Annotated in this window: 14 protein-coding genes; 9 read left to right on the plus strand and 5 right to left on the minus strand. The window is 72.7% G+C overall.

The window, feature by feature from the left end; translation table 11 throughout:
* Positions 1-19: 19 nt before the first annotated feature.
* The gene (locus tag WMF44_RS35015) at positions 20-1,600 is read left to right on the plus strand and encodes an ATP-binding protein (protein ID WP_437294386.1); all 1,581 of its coding nucleotides are present in this window, start codon (positions 20-22) and stop codon (positions 1,598-1,600) included.
* Between the two features lie 22 nt (positions 1,601-1,622).
* Here the strand turns inward: WMF44_RS35015 and WMF44_RS35020 are convergent, their stop codons facing one another.
* Positions 1,623-2,426 (minus strand): Uma2 family endonuclease, encoded by an 804-nt coding sequence (locus WMF44_RS35020; protein ID WP_437294387.1) that lies wholly within the window; start codon positions 2,424-2,426, stop codon positions 1,623-1,625.
* A gap of 120 nt (positions 2,427-2,546) precedes the next feature.
* Here WMF44_RS35020 and WMF44_RS35025 point away from each other — a divergent pair, with 120 nt between their 5' ends.
* From WMF44_RS35025 to WMF44_RS35035, 3 genes are all read left to right on the plus strand, one after another.
* The gene (locus WMF44_RS35025; RefSeq protein WP_437294388.1) at positions 2,547-4,859 is read left to right on the plus strand and encodes an ArnT family glycosyltransferase; all 2,313 of its coding nucleotides are present in this window, start codon (positions 2,547-2,549) and stop codon (positions 4,857-4,859) included.
* Positions 4,860-4,914: 55 nt separating this feature from the next.
* Positions 4,915-5,526: a TonB family protein gene (locus WMF44_RS35030; RefSeq protein WP_437294389.1), complete on the plus strand. Its 612-nt coding sequence runs from the start codon at positions 4,915-4,917 to the stop codon at positions 5,524-5,526.
* A gap of 218 nt (positions 5,527-5,744) precedes the next feature.
* Positions 5,745-6,791, plus strand: coding sequence for a hypothetical protein (locus tag WMF44_RS35035; RefSeq protein ID WP_437294390.1), 1,047 nt, complete (start codon positions 5,745-5,747; stop codon positions 6,789-6,791).
* Between the two features lie 24 nt (positions 6,792-6,815).
* On the opposite strand, the gene WMF44_RS35040 is transcribed toward WMF44_RS35035, so the two are convergent.
* On the minus strand, positions 6,816-7,862 hold the full coding sequence (locus WMF44_RS35040) for a glycosyltransferase family 4 protein (RefSeq protein WP_437294391.1): 1,047 nt from the start codon (positions 7,860-7,862) through the stop codon (positions 6,816-6,818).
* Positions 7,863-8,247: 385 nt separating this feature from the next.
* Between WMF44_RS35040 and WMF44_RS35045 the strand changes: the two genes are divergently transcribed.
* Positions 8,248-9,954, plus strand: a complete 1,707-nt coding sequence (locus WMF44_RS35045) for a hypothetical protein (protein ID WP_437294392.1) — start codon at positions 8,248-8,250, stop codon at positions 9,952-9,954.
* 73 nt (positions 9,955-10,027) lie between these two features.
* On the opposite strand, the gene WMF44_RS35050 is transcribed toward WMF44_RS35045, so the two are convergent.
* A complete protein-coding gene (locus WMF44_RS35050) occupies positions 10,028-11,836 on the minus strand; it encodes a glycosyltransferase family 39 protein (protein ID WP_437294393.1) in 1,809 nt (602 codons plus the stop codon).
* A 171-nt stretch (positions 11,837-12,007) separates the two neighbouring features.
* Here WMF44_RS35050 and WMF44_RS35055 point away from each other — a divergent pair, with 171 nt between their 5' ends.
* Complete coding sequence (locus WMF44_RS35055; RefSeq protein WP_437294394.1) at positions 12,008-13,324, plus strand: dihydrolipoamide acetyltransferase family protein; 1,317 nt, start codon at positions 12,008-12,010, stop codon at positions 13,322-13,324.
* Positions 13,321-14,592 carry a serine hydroxymethyltransferase gene (glyA, locus tag WMF44_RS35060; RefSeq protein WP_437294395.1) on the plus strand — a complete coding sequence of 424 codons (1,272 nt, stop codon included), beginning with the start codon at positions 13,321-13,323 and terminating at the stop codon, positions 14,590-14,592. The genes WMF44_RS35055 and glyA overlap by 4 nt, the downstream gene beginning before the upstream one ends.
* Before the next feature lie 139 nt (positions 14,593-14,731).
* Here the strand turns inward: glyA and WMF44_RS35065 are convergent, their stop codons facing one another.
* The gene (locus tag WMF44_RS35065) at positions 14,732-15,541 is read right to left on the minus strand and encodes a hypothetical protein (protein ID WP_437294396.1); all 810 of its coding nucleotides are present in this window, start codon (positions 15,539-15,541) and stop codon (positions 14,732-14,734) included.
* A 270-nt stretch (positions 15,542-15,811) separates the two neighbouring features.
* On the opposite strand from WMF44_RS35065, the gene WMF44_RS35070 reads away from it, so the two are divergent.
* Both WMF44_RS35070 and WMF44_RS35075 read left to right on the plus strand, forming a co-directional pair.
* Positions 15,812-16,093, plus strand: coding sequence for a hypothetical protein (locus WMF44_RS35070; RefSeq protein ID WP_012239207.1), 282 nt, complete (start codon positions 15,812-15,814; stop codon positions 16,091-16,093).
* Positions 16,094-16,279: 186 nt separating this feature from the next.
* Positions 16,280-16,915, plus strand: a complete 636-nt coding sequence (locus WMF44_RS35075; RefSeq protein WP_437294397.1) for a hypothetical protein — start codon at positions 16,280-16,282, stop codon at positions 16,913-16,915.
* Between the two features lie 210 nt (positions 16,916-17,125).
* On the opposite strand, the gene WMF44_RS35080 is transcribed toward WMF44_RS35075, so the two are convergent.
* On the minus strand, positions 17,126-17,464 hold the full coding sequence (locus WMF44_RS35080) for an HU family DNA-binding protein (protein ID WP_012239209.1): 339 nt from the start codon (positions 17,462-17,464) through the stop codon (positions 17,126-17,128).
* Positions 17,465-17,574 lie beyond the last annotated feature (110 nt).

Genomic DNA, 17,574 nt, shown 5'->3' on the forward strand with positions numbered 1-17,574 from the left:
CGGGACGCAAGCTGCGCGCATGGCACGCCGCTTCAACACGGCCGGCCCCTGCCGCCCCGATTTGCACTACATGATCCCGGCCGAACGGCGCCTGCCGGAGGCGCGTGGCCTCGTGGAGCAAGGCGCCTATTTCGTGGTCCACGCGCCACGGCAAACGGGGAAGACCACGGCGCTCCGCGCGCTCGCCGATCAGCTCACCGCCGCCGGCCGCTGGGCGGCGCTGCACTTCTCCTGCGAGGCGGGTGAGGCGGCGGGCGACGACTACGGCGCGGCCGAGCGCATCCTGCTCAGCTCGCTCCGGGCGCGCGCCGAGCTCACCCTCCCCCCCGCGCTGCATCCGCCTGCCTTCCCCGACGCCCCGGAGGGCCACCGCGTCGAGATCGCGCTGCGCGCCTGGGCCCGCGCCTGCCCGCGGCCGCTGGCGCTGCTCTTCGACGAGATCGACGCCCTGCGAGGCCAGAGCCTCCTCAGCGTGCTGCGCCAGCTGCGCGCCGGCTTTCCCGATCGACCCGCCGACTTTCCCGCCGCGGTGGTGCTCTGCGGGCTGCGCGACGTGCGCGAGTACAAGGCGGCGAGCGGCGGCGACCCGAGCCGCCTCGGCACGGCCAGCCCGTTCAACGTCAAGCTCGAGTCCCTCAAGCTCGGCGATTTCGACCCTGACGAGGTGCGCGAGCTCTACGCCCAGCACACGGCCGACACCGGCCAGGTCTTTGCTGAAGGAGCAGTCGAGCGGGCCATCGCGCTCACGGCCGGGCAGCCGTGGCTGGTCAACGCGCTCGCCCGCGAGATCGTGGATAAGCTCGCGGTGCCCGCGAGCGAGCCGATCACCGCGGCGCACGTCGAGACGGCCAAGGAGCGCCTCATCCTGGCGCGCGCCACCCACCTCGACTCGCTCGTCGCCCGCCTGCACGAGCCGCGCGTCCGGCGCGTGCTCGAGCCGATCCTCTCGGGCACGCTCGCGATCGTCGGCGACGCCTACCAGGACGATCTCCAGTACGCCCGCGATCTCGGGCTGATCGCGCCGGACAACCCCGCGCGCATCGCGAACCCGATCTACCGCGAGGTCATCGCCCGCGTGCTCGCCGGCGACGTGGAGCCCGTCATCCTGGCCGAGCCGAGGAGCTTCGTGCTGCCCGACGGCCAGCTCGACGTCGCGCGCCTGCTCCGGGAGTTCGCCGCCTTCTGGAGGGAGCACGGCGAGGCGCTCTCCGGCAACCTCGGCTACCACGAGGTCGCGCCGCAGCTCGTGCTGATGGCCTTCCTGCAGCGGGTGGTGAACGGAGGCGGGCTGATCGAGCGGGAGTACGGCCTCGGCCGGGGGAGGATCGACCTCCTGATCCGGTGGCCCTGCCGCGCGCCGGACGGGTCACGCGCCGTGCAGCGCGCGGCGCTGGAGCTCAAGGTCTGGCGCGAGGGAGAGAAGGATCCCACGCCGAAGGGGCTCGCGCAGCTCGACGGCTACCTCGCCCAGCTCGGCCTCGACGAGGGCGTGCTCGTGCTGTTCGACCGCCGCGCCGCGGCCGGGGACGTCGAGGCGCGCACGCGGATCGAGGAGGCCCGGACGCCGTCGGGGCGGCGGGTGACGCTGCTCCGGGCCTGAACGGCCGCGGGCCGCGCGAGGCTCACGGCGCCCCGGGTCCCTTGCCCCTCGCCCCCGCGGCGCTCGCGATCTGGGCCTCCAGCGCCGCCACGCGCTCCAGCGCCGCCTCCTTCGCCGCGCGCTCCGCCTCCTTCGCCGCGCGCTCCGCCTCCTTCGCCGCGCGCTCGGCCTCCTTCGCCGCGCGCTCCGCCTCCGCGGCGGTCGGGAAGAGCTCCTCGCCGTCGGGCCCCGTGGCCAGCCGGAGGCGCGCCTCCTCGCCCGCGCCGATCACCCGCAGCCAGCAGCCGAGCACGCGCGCGTGGATCCGGTCGACGTTCGTCGTCTCCACCCGGACGAAGCCGCGCGTCTTCAGCCTCCGGTAGCGCTGCCACCGCACCCGATCGCGGCCCCGCTCCCAGTCGGGATCGAAGATCACGAGCTCCTTCACCCCGAGCTCCCGGTAGCGCTCGGGCGCGTCCACGTAGTCCTTGTAAGGCTCGTCGGACGAGACGACCTCGAGCGCGAAGCTCGGGGCGATGCCCGTCTCCCACACCTTCCAGCTCCGCACGCGCCGGCCTGGCGGCACGCCAGGGAGCACGTACACGTCCGGGGCCACGACCTTGGAAGGATTGAACTGCCGATAATAGATGAACTGGTCCGCCCCCACGAACCTCGGCCGACCGAGCGCCTCGTACCAGCGCTCGATGAGAGGACGGAGGAGCTCCACGATCCACGTCTGAAGGGAGTCCTCCCCCATCTTCTTCTCCACGGGATAGAACGTCGGATCACGCTCCTTGCCGTCACGGTGCGCCCGCCGATGGACCTGCCTGTGCGCCTCGGTCGACATGCCCCCATCCTACCCGACGGGGGCGCGCGCATCGACCCGCGCCGCAGCGGCGCGCGGCGCCCGCTCCTCGGCGCGCCTCCTGGCCGCGCGACGCCGCCGACGAGATAGGCTGCGCCCACGTTGCTGCCCCCGCGCCTCGCCCCCCATCCGACCGACCTGCGCGGCCTCCCCGCCGCGTCCCGCCGCGAGACCCGCGCGGCGCTCGCCGTCACCGCGCTCGCCACGGCGTGGTTCGCGCTCGCGGCGGCGTGGGAGATGTTCGGACCCGTCCTCGCCGGACATTACGCGTCGTCGGCGAGCGTCGGGATCATCGCGGAGAACATGCTCCGCTGGAAGATCCCCGGACCCGTGTGGGAGTACACAGCGAGCCGGCCGGCGCCCGGGATGTACTACTGCCACCACCCGTGGGGGATCTTCTGGACGACGGCCGCGTTCATGAAGGTCTTCGGGCGGCACGACGTCATCTGCCGCCTGCCCGCCGTCCTGCTGAGCGCCGCGACGCCGCCCCTGCTCTACGCCCTCGGCCGGAGCGTCTACCGCCCCGCCGCAGGGGCCGCCGCGGCGGCGTCGTTCGTCGTCCTGCCGATCACGCTCTCGTTCGCGAACTTCAACGCGCTCGAGGTCCCGGTCATGGCCTGGACGCTGCTCGGGCTCTTCGGCTACGTCCGCCTGTTACAGACATCCAGGCGCCGTTACCTCGCGGTGAGCGCGCTCGGGCTCGCGCTCGGCATGCACGCCGACTGGCCCGCGTTCGTGCTCACGGGCGGGCTGCTCGCGTTCGGCGCGATCCGGGCCTACCTGCTCCCGAGGCGCGTCTTCGGCCCGCTCCCCGAGCGGCGCTACGCCGCGTGGTGGGTGCTCACGGCCTCGATCGCCGCGCTGACGGCCGCGCTCTACCTGGCCCTCTTCCACCATGCCGGCAAGCTCGGCGACCTGCTGACGAGCTACGGGCTCCGCTCCTCGGGGAACGCCGAGCCGCTCGGCAAGGTGCTCGAGAGCCGGCGGTACTGGCTCGAGCTCTCGTTCACGCCGATCGCCATCGCCGCCGGAAAGCTCGCCGCGATCGTCTGCGCGGCGCGGCTCGTCCTGCTCCGGCGCGAGCACGACGCGCTGCCGCTGCTCTACCTCGCGACCGCGGCGGTGCAGTACGTCGTCTTCCGGCAAGGCGCCGACATCCACATCTTCTGGCCGCACTACTTCGCGGCCTACTTCGCCCTCGCCGCCGCCGCCCTTGTCGACACCGGCGCGGCGCTCGTGGAGCGCGCCGCCGCCGCGCGGCGAGCCGCCCGGGTCGCGACGCCGTCGGGCGGGCGGGCGCTCGACGCGCCGTCGGGCGGGCCGGCGCTCGCGGCGCTCGCGCTGTGGCTCGTGCCGCTCGCCGCCATCCTGCGCGACGGGCTCCCGGCGCTGCGTTATGCGCGCGAGACAGGCGGGCGCTTCAACGAGCGGGGGCACCTCATCGACTCCGACGGGGCGAAGACGGCGTTCCTGCGATGGCTCGCGCCGAGGCTGCCGGGGACGCCGACCGGCGCGCCCGTCGCGATGCACGAGAGCATGAAGGCCACCTGGGCCCAGGTCTGGGCGCTCGGCGGGCGCGTCGTGACGCCCAACCGACCCCCGCCGAAGGAAGCGCCGCCGCGCGGCGCCTACCTCGTGGACACGCGGTTCCTGCTCGACCGGGATCAGGCGAGCCTCGCGCAGCGCTTCGACGTGACGGCGGTGGGCCCGTTCTGGGCGCTCGGCGCGGGCGCCGGGGCGCGCACGCTCTCGGCAAGCGGCGCGAGCGGCATCGAGGCGTTCTCGTTCCGCGAGCGAGAGCCGGGGCTCCTCGCCTGGTATTTCGTCTCGGGCACCGAGCCCGAGCGCGAGATCGTGCCGGATCCGTTCCTCACGTGGGAGCTCCGCGCGCACTTCGGACAGCCGGCGGAGCCGCCGGCCACGCCGCCGGAGACGCTGGATCAGAAGCGGATCGCGCACAACATGGCGCTCGGCGCGGGCGACGGCGCGCGCGCGGCGGCGCTCTTCGCCGAGATCAGCGCCGCGCTCGCGCCGATCGGGGCGCGGTTCGACGACGGCACGGAGCTGCTCGGGACGACATTTCACGAAGGCGCCCGCTCGCTCCTCACGATCTTCGTGCGCGCGGGGGGCCCGGCGGCGAGCGACGTTGTGCTCGCGGTGCGCTCCCGGGTCGTCGAGCGCGCCCCGCTGTCCACGACGATGGCGGACCCGGTCGTCCGCGAGGTCGGCCTGCCGACGGCGATCTCGCCGCAGCGCTGGAGGACGGGCTTCCTCTATGCCGATCCGGTGCCGATCCGGAAGCGGCCAGGGACGGAGGTGTTCTGGGCGTCCATGACGGCGCGCGAGCGCGGCCGCGCGCCGAAGCTCGTGGATCGCGGCGGCGCGTCGGAGGTCGAGGTCCTGCGGCTGCGCTGAGCGAGCGCCGCTATCCCCGTGGACACGGCCCCGCGTTCGGGTTTTACCTTCGGGCATGAGCTCTCGCCGAACAGGGTTGGTTCTGATCCTCGCGCTCGCGGCGGGCTGCGGCGCCCCGCCGCCAGCCGCCCAGTCGCCGGCGCAGCCCGCGTCGGAGGGGCCGACCGGCTCGGCGTCCCCGGAACCGACGACCTCGACGACCTCGGCCCCCCCGGAGCCGAAGCCCGCGGCGCCCCCGCCGGACGCGCAGGCCCCCGCGGCGGCGACGCCGGTCGAGGCGCCCCCGCCGCCGCGGGCCACCGCGAGACCGGACGGCAACGTGAGGCCCGGCGCGGCCACCGCGACCGGCACGCTGGGGGGCAACATCTCCGAGATGCAGGTCCGCGACGTCGTGGAGAAGCACGGCGAGCTGTTCGACGAGTGCTACAAGATCGGCGTCAAGAGCTCGCCGAAGTTCACGGGGAAGGTGACCGTCAAGGCGACCATCGGTCCGACCGGCAGGGTGAACAGGGCCGACGTGGTGAGGTCGACGGCGAAGAATCAGCAGGTCGATCGCTGCGTGGCCGATGCCTTCGAGAAGATGCAGTTCCCCTCGCCGCAAGGCGGGGTGACGACCGTCATCACCTTTCCCATCGAGTTCAGCGGCGTCGAGCTCGTGCAGCCCTGAGGAAGGTCGCGTCAGGCTCGAAATTTACAGCGCCTCACGGTGCGACGTCACACCACGAGGCCATGGCATGCACGGTCGACCCCGATGTCTGTCATGAGAACCGCTATTTCGCGTTGCGAAAAGCCCCGCCCGGAAGACACCATGGCGCCTCGCTCTGGTGCTTTCGGCGGCTCGCCAGGGGTCCGCCGCCATCAACGCCTGACTTCTTGGAGAGAGCCATGAACTCGAGATCTCGCCTGTCGTCCTTCGGTCGGGTTCCGGTCGGACATCTGCTGCGGGTCGCGTGCATCGCTGCGGCGCTGCAAGCGGCCGCGTGCTCCAGCGTTGGCGGCCCCAGCAACGCCGGGAACAGCGGCGGCACGACGGGGAGCTCGGGCAGCGCGGGCAGCGCGGGCAGCACGGGCAGCGGCGGCGACGACCTCGGCGGCGTGGCCGCGAGCAGCGGCGGAGACGACTTCGGCAGCCTGACCACGGGCGCCGGCAGCGGCAACAGCAGCTCGGGGAGCGGCGCGCCCAGCAGCGAGGACGCCTGCGATGGCCTGGACAACGACGGCAATGGCATCGTCGACGACGTCGACGTCGCCGGCGACGGCGTCTGCGACTGCCTCCGCATCGCCACGCTGGGCGAGCCGGGCCAGTGGGGCGACGGCGACGTCTTCGAGTCCTGGTTGAACGAGCGCAGCATCAACGGCGCCTTCGGCCTGAGCGGCGCCGAGCTCACCGCGGAGGAGCTCGCGAAGCACCAGGTCATCGTCATCCAGGACGTGAGCGACATCGGGCGCACGTACTCGGAAGCCGAGGTCGAGGCGCTCCGCGACTGGATCTCGAAGGGCGGCGGCCTCATGACGTTGATCGGGTACGGCCAGACCCGGGAGCGCGAGAACGTCAACACGCTGCTCGCTCCGCTCGGCGTCAGCTACGACGCAGCGCAGATCCTCCCGAGGCGAGGCGGCGCCACGGTCCCCATCACGGAGTGGAGCGGAGAGCATCCGGTGCTCGACGGGATCGAGGCTGTCGGCGTGGACACCGGCTACCCGGTGGTCGGCGAGGGCACCACGCTGGCGACCGGCGACGGCCACGACGTGCTGAAGGCGCTGGAGGTCGGCGATGGCCGGGTCCTGGTCTGGGGCGACGAGTGGATCACCTACAACAGCGAGTGGGTCGATCATCCCGAGTATCAGGTCGAGCGCTTCTGGCTGAACGCCATCAAATGGATGACGCCAGCCAACGAGTGCCAGGTGGCCATCCCTCCCCAGGTCAACTGAGCCCCTCGACCTCCCGCGCGGCGATCACGCCGCCCGGGAGCCCTCGGCGCGCCGCGGGCCGGTCACGGTCCGGTAGAGCTCCTCGTATTTGCCCACCATCACGGCGCTGCTCCAGCGCTCGCGCGCGCGGCGCGCGCAGGCGGCGCGGTCGAAGCGGGCCAGGCCCGCCGCGAGCGCGGCGAGGCGCGACAGGTCGCCCGGCGGCGCCAGGTAGCCGGTGACGCCCTCGTCGACGATCTCGGGGAAGGAGCCGCGGCGAAAGCCGAGCACCGGGGTGCCGCAGAGCATGGCCTCGATGGCGATCAGCCCGAACGGCTCCTCCCACTGGAGCGGGCAGAGGACGGCGCGGGCCCCGCGCAGGAGCGCGACCTTGCGGTCGTGGCCCATCTCCCCGAGGTCCGATATCCCGCTCTCCCGGAGGCGCGGGGCGACCTCCTGGAGATAATAGATCTGGTCCTTGGGGTGCGCGCGGCCCGCGAGCTTGATCGGCAGGCCCGCGGCCCTCGCGATGTCGAGCGCCAGGTGGGTCCCCTTCTCCTCGGCGTAGCGGCCCAGGTGGGCGAGGTAGCCCTCGTCGCTCAGGCTCGGCGGATAACGCGCCGGCGTGACGCCGTGATGGATGACGCACGAGCGCGGCAGCGGGATCTCCAGGGCGCGCTGCCGCGCGCTGATCGCCACGTACGCGACCTCCGGGTGGCGCGCGTAGATGCGCGAGCTCTCGCCGCAGGGCGCGTGGTGCAGGGTGTGCACCGCCGGGACGCGGACGAAGCGGGTGAACGGGACGGCGATCGGGCTGTTCACGTGGATCACGTCGAACCCGTCCTCGCGCGCGATCTCCGAGAAGGCCCAGGCGACGTGGTTGACCTCGTCTTCCGGCACCGGAGGCCAGCTCGGGCTCCCGTAAAGGGACCGGCGACGGCAGCTGACCACCGAATCTCCCGTCGCGAAGAGCGTGACCTCGTGTCCCCGCGCCGACAGCCCCTCGGCCAGCTCGTGACAGAACAGCTCGGTCCCGCCGTACCCGGAGGGAGGCACCCGGATGAACGGGGTGGAAACGATCGCGATCCGCATGCTCTTTGCTCCTCGGTCGCCGCGCCGCGACCGGGGCCATGCTCGCCCCCGCTCGCAGCGGAGCGCAACCCCGCGCCCGGGACCCATCAACGAGCATGCCAGCGGACTGCTCCCCACCTGCCCGGCCGAGGGAGCGCGCGAGGACAGCCGCTGCGCAGCAGACGCAGCGCAGCGCGGCGCGGCGCCCGCCAGGCCAGCGCGAGCCGGACCGGCGCGCGGCGGTGCGGCGCTTTCTTCAAGCGTCTCATGCGTCTAGGATGCGCCCTCCCGCTCGCTCCTGCGCGCGGGGCAGCGCGGGAAGCGTCGCGAGCCCGAGCGCCCCGGCCAATCTGCACACAGGTGGTCAATGACTTGGAGATCGAATCGTTACGGATCCGCGCTCGCGTTGAGCATTTCGCTGGCGGCCACGGCGGGCTGCCAGATGGTCACGATGCCCGATCGCAGCCTCATCAATGAGGACACGGGAGGGAGCGGCGGACAGGGAGGAACGGGCGGAGGGGGCTCCGGCGGCAATGACGGCGGCGGCGGGAGCAGCGATGGCGGCGGCGGGAGCAGCGACGGCGGAGGTGGCTCCGGCGGTGGCGATGGCGGCTCCGGCGGTGGCGATGGCGGCTCCGGCGGTGGCGATGGCGGCTCCGGCGGTGGCGATGGCGGCTCCGGCGGTGGCGATGGTGGCTCCGGCGGTGGCAACGGCGGGAGCGACGGAGGCGCCGGCGGAGTCGATGGCAACGGCGGCAATGGAGGCGACGCTGGAGCCGGCGGCGGAGCGGGCGGCGGCGGAGGGGACGGCGGAGCGGGCGGCATCGACGGCTCCGGCGGCGGCGGCGACGTCCCGTGCACCGGCGACACCGACTGCCCCGCGCCCGACAGCGAGTGCGCGACCGCGAGGTGCGTCGACGGTGGATGCACGACCGAGCCCGTGGCCTCGGGGACGCCCGTGAAGGACCAGATGGCCGGCGACTGTCGCGAGCGCGTCTGCGACGGTGAGGGCGCGGTCACGGAGGTCGCCGACGACGACGATGTGCGCGACGACCACAGCCAGTGCACGGTCGACTCCTGCCGCGATGGCTCGCCGATCAACGACCCGGTCGAGGCCGGCACCTGGTGCTCCCTGGCCGACGGCGGGCTGTGCAACCCCGCCGGGGTCTGCGTGGAGTGCCTTGTCGACTGGGACTGCCCGACCGAGCTCTGCGTCGACTACGTCTGCCAGGTCGCCTCGTGCGAGGACGGCCTGCACAACGGCAACGAGGGCGGCATCGACTGCGGCGGCAGCGCCTGCCCTGCGTGCGGAGCGCCGGCCAGGGTGACCTCCGTCGACTATCCGGTCATCGCCGTCGGCGGCGCGCTCGTGCTCACCGGCTCCGGCTTCACCGGGGCGACGGAGGTGACGGTGGACTTCGTGCCGCAGCCCTTCACGATCGACTCCGACACGCAGATCACGATCCCCGCGCTCTCGGGCTCGACGCCGATCGGCCCGGCGGACATCGTCGTGAACCGGCCGGGGGCGCGGTGGACGTCGTTCCCGGTGACGGTGATCCGGCTCCAGATCAACGAGGTCGACGCCGACACGCCGGACAGCGGTGACCTGCTCGAGTTCATCGAGATCAGCACGGGCTGGCGGTACGCGAGCCTCGCCGGGTACACGCTCGTGCTCTACGACGGGGCCACCGACGGCTCCTACCACGCGATCGAGCTCGACGGCACGGCGGACGTGGGCGGGCTCCTGCTCGTCGGCACCAGCGGCGTCGAACCGACGCCCGCGCTCGTCTTCCCGACCAACACCCTGCAGAACGGCCCGGCCGCGGTCGCCTTGTACCAGGGGCTGCCCGCGGCGTTCCCCTCGTCCACGCCGGCCACGGCGGCGCGCCTCATCGACGCGCTTGTCTACGGACCGGCGGCCGAGCCGGACACGCAGCTCTTGAACGCCCTGATCTCCAGCGCTCCGGGGCGCGTCCAGGTCAGCGAGGGCGCGACCTCCGCGCTGTCGCAGGCGCAGTCGATCCAGCGCTGCGCCAACGGCCTCCGCGACGGCCGCCGCTTCGGGGCGGCGGCGCCCACCCCGCGCAGGCCCAACACCCTCCCCTGCCCCTGAACTGAAGAAGAAGACGCGGCGCAGCTGGCAGCGCGCCGCGCCGCCGCCGCCGCCCGGCGCTGGGCTCCGGGGCTCAGCGCTCGAGGTGGATCTCGAAATCCTCGATGCTCACGGCGAGCTCGTAGCGCTCCTCGATGAGCCCCGCGAGCTCAGGGAACCCGTTCAGCGTGTCGCGCGAGTCGATCACGTCGCCGGTCACCGAGGGGAAGACGTCGCGGCGCTCGACCACGATCGCGGCCGGCGGGCTCGCGGCGAGGTCGCGCATCAGCGCGTCGCGCGCCTCCTGCCGGGCCCACGCCGCGCGCTGCGGGACGTTGTAGAGGTAGCGCGTCGCCGGCGGTCGATCGGCGAGGTCGTAGATCACCGGCTCGAAGCCCCACACGAACACGGGGCGCCCCGGCGCGACGCGCTCGCGCAGCCACATGGCGACCTCCCGGTTCGCCGCGGCGTTGACGTCGGCGACCGACGCGAGGCGATCGAGGCGCGCCTGGTCCCTCGCGCCGGTGGCGAGCACCGCGATCCGCTTGGCGCAGCGCTCGATGTAGTCGTCGGCCACGTCCTTGGTCGCGGAGCGGGCGAAGGCGGTCGCGACGAGCGCCGCGAGGAGCGCCGCCGCGGCCGCCTTCACGCCGGACCGGGTGCACCGCTGCCACGCCTTCCAGAGGCCGAGCGCGGCGAGCATCGCGGTGAGCGGCCACGTCGCGCCGTAATGGTAGGGGAAGAACTTCGCCTGCATCACGACGCCGACGAGGTGCATGGCGATCACGCCCGAGAGCAGCGCCACGCCCGCCCGCTCGTGGCGTTCGGGGTGCAGCGCGACCAGGCAGGCGAGGCCGAACGCGAGCGGGCCGGAGTAGTGGACGAGCCACTCGCAGGCGCCGTACCACGCCATGCCGAGCACGCTCGCGCCGCGCCACCCGAGCGCGGTGTAGTGCGGCGTGAAGACGAAGAGGACCTCCCACAGATCGCCGAGCGCGCCCCTCAGGGCGAACCAGGCGGCGCAGGCGAGCACGGGGAGCACGCCGCCCAGCGCGATGAGCAAGGCGGGCCGGAGCGCCGCCCAGAGGAGCGCGGCCGCCGTCGAACGGACCGGCCCGGACGCAGGCGGCGCAGGGCGCGCCGGCTCGCCCTGGGGCGCGCTCGGACCGGCGTCGCTCCAGCGCTGGACGGCGGCCCGCGCCGCGCCGCGCCGCGCGAGCTCCGCGAGGGCGGGCGCGGCCAGCGCGACGGCGAGCACGACGCCGCCCCCGGCGAGGGGCGGCTTGAGGAGGCCGGCGGCGCCGAAGAGCGCGCCCGACAGGACCAGCGCGGCGCCGCGCTGCGCCGGGCGGGGCGCGCCGTCGCGGCCGCGCGGCGTGGCCACGAGCAGCGCGGCGATGGTGAGCATGCCGCCGAACGACTCGGGCTGCGCCGTGTGCCAGAAATCGAGCTGGGCGTGCACCAGCACGGCGAGCGCCGCGGCGACGACCCCGATCCGCCGGTCGCCGAAGAGGCGGGCGGCGAGCGACGCCATCGCGAGGCACATGCCGGCGAGGCCGAGGACCTCGAGGACGCGGATGCCCCACTGCGCGGGGCCGAAGAGGGCGCGGGCGAGCGCGTAGATGAGGAAGATGCCGGGCGGCTTGAAGTCGAACGCGTCGCGGTACGGCATGCCGCCGTCGAGCACCGCGCGCGCGACCATGGCGTAGATGCCCTGATCGCGGCCGTAGCCGTAGGTCAGCACCTGCAGCAGCAGGAACGCGATGGCGCCGAGCGAGGCCGCCCGGATCGCCCGCGCCCCCACGACGCGCGGCGGCCCGGCGGCGAGGATCTCGCGCGCGCTCTCGCTCGAGGGAGCCAGGGGGGCGGGGGCTGCGGTCGCATCCGGCGCGGCGTCACGCACGGGGCCCTTGTACCGGCTGGGGCCCAAAAAGGATACACACCGGACGAACACTGTGTCGTTGCTCTCGCAGGGCGGGCGGCGTATACGACCGTGCCGCCTTGCCCGGAGAGGTGAAACGGGCGCTCACGGCGGCGCGCGTTGGAGGCGCGAGAAGCGATGGTCGAAGTCCGCATGCCACAGCTCGGTGAGAGCGTGGTCGAGGGAACCGTCTCGAGATGGCTCGTGCGCGAGGGCGATTTCGTCAAGCGCGAGCAGCCGCTGCTCGAGGTCGCGACCGACAAGGCCGACACGGAGATCCCGGCGCCCGTCGCGGGTCGTGTCTCGCAGATCGCGGTGGCCGAGGGCACCGTCGTCGCCAAGGAAGGTCTGCTCTGTCGGATCGACGAGACGGCGCAGGGCGAGGCCCAGGCGACGGCCCAGCGCGCGAGCGCGCCGCCGGCGCCGGCGCCGTCCGAAGCGCGGCCCGCCGCGCCGGCGCCCGGCAGCAACGGACACGACGAGAGCGCCCGCCCCCTGACGAGCCCGTCGACGAAGAAGCTCGCGCGCGAGTCGGGCGTCGACCTGCGCGACGTGCACGGGACAGGCGATCACGGCCGGATCACCCGCGACGACGTGATGCGCGCGGCGCACGGCGCGCCGGCCGAGCCGGCGCCCCAGCCGAGCGCGCCGGCCCAGCCGGCGAGCGCGGCCGCGGAGCTCTCGCAGCTCATCCAGGCGAGCGGCGGGTTCGTGCCGCCGGTGCCCGGCGTCGGGTACGGCGCGTACAAGGTGCCGCCCTACGCCCCGAAGCCCGGCGACAAGGTGGTGCCCTTCAGCCGGCGCCGCCGCATCACCGCCGACCACATGGTCTATTCCAAGGTGACGTCGCCGCACGTGGTGACGGTCGCCGAGGTCGACCTGCACGAGACGTCGAAGCTGCGCGACCTCCACAAGGACGAGTTCAAGCGGGCGGGCGTGTCGCTGACGTTCCTGTCCTTCATCTGCGCCGCGGCCGTCCGCGCGCTGCGCGAGCACCCGGAGTTCAACGCTCGAGTGCTCGAGAACTCGTACGTGGTGCTGCGCGACGTCAACCTCGGCGTGGCGGTGGACACGCCCGGCGGCCTCATCGTCCCGAGCATCAAGCACGCGGACGAGCTGTCGCTGCGGGGCATCGCGAGGAGCATCGACGAGCTGGCCGGGCGCGCGAAGTCCGGCAAGATCACGGCCGACGATCTCGCGAACACGACCTTCACGGTCTCGAACCCCGGCCTCAAGGGGAACCTCTTCGGCGGCGCGATCATCTCGCAGCCGAACGTGGGCATCCTCCGGATGGGGGAGATCAAGAAGCGCGTCGTGGTGGTCACGAAGGACAAGGAGGACTCGATCGCGATCCATCCGGTCATGTTCCTCGCGCTGTCGTACGACCACCGCATCATCGACGGGGTGCTGGCGAACTCGTTCCTCTGGCGCGTCACCGACATCCTCACACGCGGGGAGTTCGAGGTATGAGCGCGACGAGCGAAGTGCAGGGCCTGCGGGCGCTCGACGAGGTCGATCCGGAGATCGCCGAGCTGATCCGCCTGGAAGAGCGGCGGGAAGCGGACACGCTCCGGCTCATCGCGAGCGAGAACTACGTGTCTCGGGCGGTGCTCGAGGCGACGGGCTCGGTGCTGACGAACAAGTACTCCGAGGGGTACCCGCACAAGCGGTACTACGAGGGTCAGCAGCAGGTCGACGTGGTCGAGGAGCTCGCGCGGACGCGGGTGGCCAAGCTGTTCGGGGCCGACCACGTGAACGTGCAGCCCTACTCCGGCAGCCCGGCCAACCTGGCCGTCTACCTCGCGTTCGCGCAGGCGAACGACACGATCATGGGCCTCGGCCTGCCCGCGGGCGGTCACCTGACCCACGGCTGGTCGGTGAGCATCACCGGGAAGTACTTCAAGAGCGTGCCGTACGGGGTTCGCGAGAGCGATCACCGCATCGACCTGGATCAGGTCCGCGACCTGGCGCGCGCCCACCGGCCGAAGCTCATCTGGTGCGGGACGACGGCGTACCCGCGCACGCTCGACTTCGCCGCGTTCCGGGCGATCGCCGACGAGGTGGGGGCGATCCTGGCGGCGGACATCGCGCACATCGCGGGGCTCGTGGCCGCGGGGGTGCACCCGTCGCCGGTGGGCATCGCCGACGTGGTGACGTCGACGACGCACAAGACCTTCCGGGGCCCGCGCGGCGCGATGATCCTCTGCAAGAAGGAGCACGCGGGCGCGATCGACAAGGCGGTGTTCCCCGGCCTCCAGGGCGGTCCGCACAACCACACGACCGCGGCCATCGCGGTCGCGGCGAAGGAGGCCTCGGAGGAAGGGTTCCGGGCCTACGCGAAGCAGATCGTGGTGAACGCGCAGGCGCTCGGGCGCGCGCTGGAGTCGCGCGGCTTCCGGCTCATCACCGGCGGGACCGACAACCACCTCTTGCTGATCGACATGACGCCGAAGGGGATCGCGGGCAAGCCGTACGCGCAGGCGCTCGATCGCGCGGGCATCGTGGCGAACTACAACTCGATCCCGTTCGATCCGCGCAAGCCGTTCGACCCGTCGGGGCTCCGCATCGGCACGCCGGCGGTGACGTCGCGCGGGATGGGCGTCGCCGAGATGGAGCGCCTCGCGGCGTGGATGGATGAGGTGGCGCAGAACGTGAACGACGAGGCGCGCATCGCGCGCATCGCCGCCGAGGTCGCGGAGCTCTGCCGCGGCTTCCCGGCGCCCGGCATCCGGCTCTAGCCAGCGCTGCGGCGAGCCGCAGCGCCGCGACCGAGGACGCCATGGAGAGCGATCTCCTGGCGTCTTCGGCGCTTTTGTGGCCGGTACCCGAGGACGCCGGGGAGAGCGATCTCCTGGCGTCCCCGGCGTCCTGGCGGCGTCACTTCACGTAGAGCTGCGCGGCGGCGACGCCCGATCCGGACGTGGCCTTCACGATGTACTTGGCGTTGATGCCGACGGGGAGCGACCAGCGGTAGCAGTTGCCCCGACCGCCGAGCGCGGCGTTCGCGCCGCTCGAGTTGTCCTGCGCCAGCACCGATGAGCCCATCGGGATCGGGGTCAGCGCGACCAGGCTGATGTCGAGCTCGGTGATCCCCGCGCCGACACCGACGATCGTGTAGCACTTGCCGGGCATCAGCTGGATCTGCTGCTCGAGGGTCTGTCCGGCGCTGAACTGCCCCGCGATCGGCCCTCCCTCCTTCGTCATGCCGGGCGCCTCGGTCGCGGCGAGGTTGTTCAGCGGGATCGTCGCGGCGGAGGCGAGGTTCGGATCGATCGCCGACGCGCTGCCGGAGCTGCTCCCGCCGCTCGGGGCCGGCTGCTGCCCGCCGGTCTGCTGGCCAGGGAGCGGGAACGGCCAGGGAAAGCCGCCAGGCTGCGCCGTCGGGGCAGGCTGCGTCGTCGTCGGGGCAGGCTGCGTGGGGGCGGGCTGCGTGGGGGCAGGCTGCGTCGGAGCAGGCTGGTACCCCGGCTGCTGGTAGCCGGGCTGCTGGTAGCCGGGCTGCTGATACCCCGGCTGCTGGTAACCGGGCTGCTGATACCCCGGCTGCTGGTAACCGGGCTGCTGGTAGTAGCCGGGCGGGGGCTGGTTCGCGTAGCTCGGCGGCGTGGACGCCTCCCGCTGTTGACAACCAGCAGCGAGGGCGGCGGTGAGGACCAGGGCGGACAGGACGCCAATCGTACGGAGCAAAAGAACCTCCTCGAATTTCCGGCAGAACGCCGCGTTCAATCTCACTGACGGGCTCGCGACGCAACGGGTCGCTCGCGGGAGCTCCCCGACGCGCCCCCGAAGCCCGCTCAACCGAGCTCCAGGTCCATCCGCCGGATGTCGCTTTGGACGTGGTACGCCCTCGCTTTCATCGCGCCCATCCGACGGATTGATGCTGCTTCTGCCATGATTTCCCGGGTTATTGCGGCCAGGCGCGGCTGGCCGGGGCCAAAAAGTGAGGTAGCCTACGGCATGACTGATCACGGCTCCCGAGCGAAGCTCGATCGTCCCGGAGAGTTTGCTCAGTGGTTCCTGGAACGAGAAATGCTGGCGAGCGCCGGCATGGGGCTCGCGGCCGACAGGGCGCGGCTGCACCTCGGACGCGCGGTCACGTTCCTGGAGCAGGGGATGCTGCGCGAGTCGCTGGTGGAGGCGAACTCCGCCGCGTACCTCGATCAGGCGATCCGACCCGAGGCGCTGCTCATTGCGCGCATGTGCATCCTGCGCGAGTTCGTGGGCGAGTCCGGCGGCTGAGCGGCGCGACGGCGCGAACCCCCGAACGCCCGCGCCGGCTTGCCTGCAGGCTTGCGCCGGCGGCGCAGCCGCGCAAGACGCTCGCACATAGCCCCCGCCCCCTGGCGGGTGTATGAGCGCCGCGAGCACAGCTGTCCCAACGAGGGGCCGCGGCGTGCGGCAGGGCTGTGCGCGAGGAGGCCGCAGATGACGGTGACGGGTAGGTCGTTGGGTTCAGCAGTGCTCCTGGCGCTGTCGGTGGCAGCGCTGGGCTGCGGCGGCAGCAGCAAGGAGTCGGAGTTCGCGGACGACGCCCCGGACGCGGGGACGCCGCCGCCCCCGCAGCCGACAGCGTCCGTGCCGCCACCGGACGCCGGCCTGCCCCCGGTCGCGGTACCCACGGTGGCGCCCTGCGATGGAGTCCAGTCGCTCGCGATGACCACCATGTTCCAGGGCCGCGCCGCCGGCGAGGCGCCGAAGATGCAGCCGGAAGGGGCGCCCGTCTGCAGCGTGGTGCCCGAGGGACAGACGGCCTCTGGGCAGACCTTCATGCTCCAGCCGGGCAATTGCTACACGTTCCTGGCGCAGGCGCTCCCCACCGTCACCGAGGTGGACGTCCAGCTGGAGCTCGACCTGAACGCCGGAGGACAGCCAGGGCTCGCTGCGTTCAACCTGAAACCGGTGCTCGCAGTCGACTCGGACACCGGCCCGACTGCCGCCATCGGAGCCAAGCAGAGCTGCTACCAATGGCCGTTCCCCATCGCGGCGACGGCCAAGCTGGTTGTCAAGGCGCGCACCGGCTCGGGACCGGTGGCGGCGCAGGCCTACAGCCGCAAGAAGTGAGCTGACCTCGCCGCGGGGGCGGCGGCGGCCCCGAGCCGCCCGGCCCCCCCGGAGGCGGCGCGCCTCGCCGGCCCCGCGCGGGCCGCTCCGCTCCGCGGCGCGCGCGCTGGCCGCCCTTCCGCCGCCCCGGCGACGGCAAGCCGAGGCCATGGAGCAAGAACGGCCACGTCGCCGTGGCCGCCCTGCGCTCCGCTGGGAGATCCCGTAAGACTACAGGAGCGCGTCCTTGATGGCCTTGATCGGCCGAGCCCGGACCGACTTGCTCGCCGGCTTCGCGGCGAAGGTCATCGGCTGCTTGGTAAACGGGTTGATCCCCTGGCGCGCCTTCGTCGCAGGGCGCTTGACCACCCGGAACTTCGCGAAGCCGGGCAGCGTGAACACGCCGGACTTCTTCAGCTCGCGATGACCGATCGTGATGAGGGACTCGAGAACGTTCTTGACCTGCTTGCGGCTCAGCTCATCACCGGCAGCTTCGGTGATGGCCTGGATCAGGCCGCTCTTGCTCAACGTCTTCTTCGCGCCGCCCCCGGCCGTCTTCTTACTTGCCATGGCACTCTCCTCGGACATGAGCTCGCGCGCGACACCTCGCCGCGCACAGCCTCAGTGAACCTTACACACGACTCAGGACAAAAAAAGACAAAACTGCGGGGAGAAATAGC

The sequence above is a fragment of the Sorangium sp. So ce426 genome (assembly GCF_051475585.1).
GTDB classification, from domain to species: Bacteria; Myxococcota_A; Polyangia; order Polyangiales; family Polyangiaceae; genus Sorangium; species Sorangium cellulosum_B.